Raw genomic sequence first — 3,482 nt, 5'->3', positions numbered from 1 at the left:
GGGTACCAGCTCACCGGCCCGGCCACCCCCGTGGCCGGGCCGGTGAGCTGGTACCCCGACGGGAGCGCACTGCTCGTCGTCGGGCGGACCACCATGGGGGTCGGCCATCTGGAGCTGCTGCGCCAGCCCCTCGACGGATCCGCCCCGGTGTCGCTCAGCGCCCCTCTGGACCGCAACGTCCTGCCCGGAGGGCCCGGATACCCGGGGGCGCTGCCGCAGTTCCACGGCGACGGCATCGTGTTCTGCGCCCGCGACCGGGGGGCCACCCGGCTCTACCGCGTCGACGCTTCCGGGATCGGCGAGTTCGCGCTGCCCGCCGGTCAGGGGGTCAGCGGCTGTTCGGTCGCCGCCAAGGCGGGCCGGGCCGCGCTGGTCGTCTCCGACACGGCGAGTTTCGCCGAGATCGCGCTGCTCGACCTGGCTGACGCGGGGTCCGGGCGGCCGGGCGGCCCGAGCACCGGGCGGCAGCCCGCGCGGCTGACCGCGCACATGGCGCGGTCGCTGCCCGACGTCGCCCTCCACCCGTTCACCGAACGGGAGTTCACCATCTCGGACGGCACCGTCGTGCACGGGATGATCACCCGCGCTCCGGGCACTGCCCCGGGCGGCCCCCTGCTGGTGGACGTGCACGGCGGACCGCACAACGCCTGGGCGCCGCACGCCGATCCGGCCCACCTCTACCACCAGGAGCTGGTCTCCCGGGGCTGGACCGTCCTGACGCTGAACGTGCGCGGCAGCGACGGCTACGGCGAGTCCTTCTACAGGGCCGCCGTGGGCGCCTGGGGCGAGGCCGACGAGCAGGACGTCCTCGAACCGATCGCCGCCCTTATCGACGAGGGGCTCGTCGACCCGGCCCGGATCGCGCTCACCGGCTACAGCTACGGCGGCTATCTGACCTGCTGGCTCTCCGCCCGCAGCGATCTCTTCGCCGCCGTCGTACCGGGCGGCGTGGTCGCCGACCTGACGAGCCTGGCCGGGACGTCCGAGGAGGGGTATCTGATCGCCGGTCACGAGATCGGCGACCGGGACCGGCTGACGGCACTCTCCCCGCTCAGCCATGTGGACGCGGTCCGCGCGCCCACGCTGATCCTGCACGGCGGCGCGGACGACACCTGCCCGGTCGGCCAGGCCGAGCAGTGGTTCCACGCGCTGCGCACCCGGGGTGTGCCGGTCCGGCTGGTGCTGTACCCGGGCTGCTCGCACCTGTTCATCCTCAACGGCCGGCCCTCGCACCGGGAGGACTACTCCCGGCGCCTCGTCGACTGGGTCACCACACACGCCGACCGCTGAACACAACGAAGCTGGAGACGACCATGACCACGAATCCGGAGCCGAACATGACCGACACCGCCGTTCCGTCCACCGAACTGCCCCCGGGCCTGTCCGCCGAGCTGACCGCCCACTGGGCCGCCCGCCTCACCGAGCTCGCCGCCCGCTACCGGGTTCCCGGCGCGAGCCTCGCCGTCCTGCACCGGGGCGAGGTGACGATCGAGGCGTCCACCGGCCTGGCCAACATGGAGGCCGGGATCGCGGCGACGACCGACACCCTGTTCCAGATCGGCTCGATCTCCAAGGTATGGACCACCACGGTGGCCATGGCCCTGGTCGACGAGGGGCTGCTCGAACTGGACGCCCCCATCGTCTCCGTGCTCCCCGAACTGCGTCTCGTCAATGACGAGTTGACCCAGGGAGTGACGCTCCGCCATCTCCTGACGCACACCAGCGGCATCGACGGCGACTTCTTCGCCGACACCGGCCGGGGCGACGACTGCCTGGAGAAGTTCACCGCCCTGCTGGCCGATGTCGCCGCCAACCACCCGCTGGGCGCCACCATGTCGTACTGCAACGCGGGCTTCACCCTGCTCGGCCGGGTGCTGGAGCATGTCACCGGCGTCCAGTGGGACGAGCTGATGCGTGAGCGCCTGTACAGGCCGCTCGGCCTGACCCGTACGGTCACCCTGCCGGAGGAGGCGCTGCTCCACCGCGCCGCCGCCGGACACCCGGGCGAGCCCCCGGCGCTCGCCCCGCAGTGGGGCCTGATGCGGTCGGCCGGACCGGCCGGGCTGATCTGCTCGACGCCGCGCGAGGTCCTCGCGTTCGCCCGGATGCACCTCGACGGCGGTGTCACCGGGAACGGCACCAGGATCGTCTCGGCCGAGAGCGCCACCGCCATGCAGAGCCCGCAGGTGAAGGTCCCCGACGCGAACCTGCTGGGGCATGCCTGGGGGCTGGGCTGGATTCTCGACACCTGGGACGGACAGCCGGTGTACGGCCACGACGGCGGGACCATCGGCCAGAGCGCGTTCCTGCGGGTGCTGCCGGGGTCCGACCTCGCGATCTGCCTGCTCACCAACGGCGGCGACACCATGGGCCTGTATCTGGAGGTGTTCTCGGAGATCGCCCGCGAGCTGGCCGGGGTGACGATGCGCGCAACGCTCCAGCCCGCGAAGGAGCCGGTCGCGTTCGACCCGGCCGAGTACGTCGGGGTGTACGAGCGGATCTCCAGCCGGATGGAGATCGTGGAGCGGGACGGCGCTCTGGTGATGCTCGACAAGGTGACGGGGCCGCTGGCCGGGCTGACCGCGGAGCCCGACAAGGAGTACGCGATGCACCCGGTCGGCCCGGGGCTCTTCGTGCTGCGCCGGCCCGGGTTCAGCACCTGGATCCCGGTCGTGTTCTACACGCTCGCCGACGGCACTCCCTATCTGCACCACGGTGCCCGCGCCACCCCGAAGGCCCTCTGACGTGCCCGCGTTCGCCACCGCGCTGGAGGCGGGTCTGCCGGACCTGCTGGCGGGCATCGAGGAGCTGGTGCTGGCCGAGTCGCCCAGCAAGGACCGGGCCGCCGTCACGGCCTGCGCCCGGGTCGTCGCCGCACTCGGCACCCGGCTGACGGGTGCCGAGCCGGAGTGGCTCGACACGCCGGGGAGTCCCGCCCTGCGCTGGCGCTTCGGCTCCGGTGACCGGGTGCTGCTGCTGGGCCACTTCGACACGGTCTGGCCGGTGGGTTCCCTGGCCGGGCACCCCTTCGCGGTGACCGGGGGCCGGCTGACGGGGCCCGGCTGTTTCGACATGAAGGCTGGGGTGGTGCAGCTGTTCCACGCGCTGTCCGTGCTCGACGACCGGGACGGCGTATCGGTGCTGCTCACCGGCGACGAGGAGATCGGCGCCCCGGACTCGCGCGCCCTCATCGAGGCCGAGGCCCGCCGCACACGCGCGGTGCTGGTCCTGGAGGCGAGCGAGGGCGGGGCGCTGAAGACGGCGCGCAAGGGGGTGTCCGGCTACGAACTGGGCATCGCCGGACGCGCGGCGCACGCCGGTCTCGAACCCGAGCGGGGCGTCAATACGACCACCGAGCTGGCGCACCAGGTGCTCGCGGTGTCGGCGCTCTCCGATCCGGCGACCGGCACCACGGTGACCCCGACCGTGGCCTCCTCCGGCACCACCGGCAACACGGTGCCCGACGCGGCCCGGCTGCTGGT

General features: G+C 73.0%; 3 protein-coding genes. All 3 read left to right on the top strand.

Going from position 1 to position 3,482, the window contains the following annotated elements; all coding sequences use genetic code 11:
* A partial coding sequence (locus J1C73_RS03295) for a S9 family peptidase (protein ID WP_207315003.1) occupies positions 1–1,290 on the top strand: 1,290 nt, incomplete at its 5' end.
* Positions 1,291–1,313: 23 nt separating this feature from the next.
* On the top strand, positions 1,314–2,744 hold the full coding sequence (locus J1C73_RS03290) for a serine hydrolase domain-containing protein (protein ID WP_207315002.1): 1,431 nt from the start codon (positions 1,314–1,316) through the stop codon (positions 2,742–2,744).
* 1 nt (position 2,745) lies between these two features.
* Positions 2,746–3,482 (top strand): M20/M25/M40 family metallo-hydrolase (locus J1C73_RS03285; protein ID WP_307797595.1); only part of this gene is annotated, 737 nt, incomplete at its 3' end.

It is taken from the genome of Streptomyces laculatispora (assembly GCF_017353455.1).
Taxonomy (GTDB): domain Bacteria; phylum Actinomycetota; class Actinomycetes; order Streptomycetales; family Streptomycetaceae; genus Streptomyces; species Streptomyces laculatispora.
This window is presented reverse-complemented; position numbering and strand designations above follow the sequence as displayed.

Bases quoted from the DNA above. Each gene is read 5' to 3' on its own strand.
- J1C73_RS03290 (WP_207315002.1), top strand. From the start codon at position 1,314: ATGACCACGAATCCGGAGCCGAACATGACCGACACCGCCGTTCCGTCC.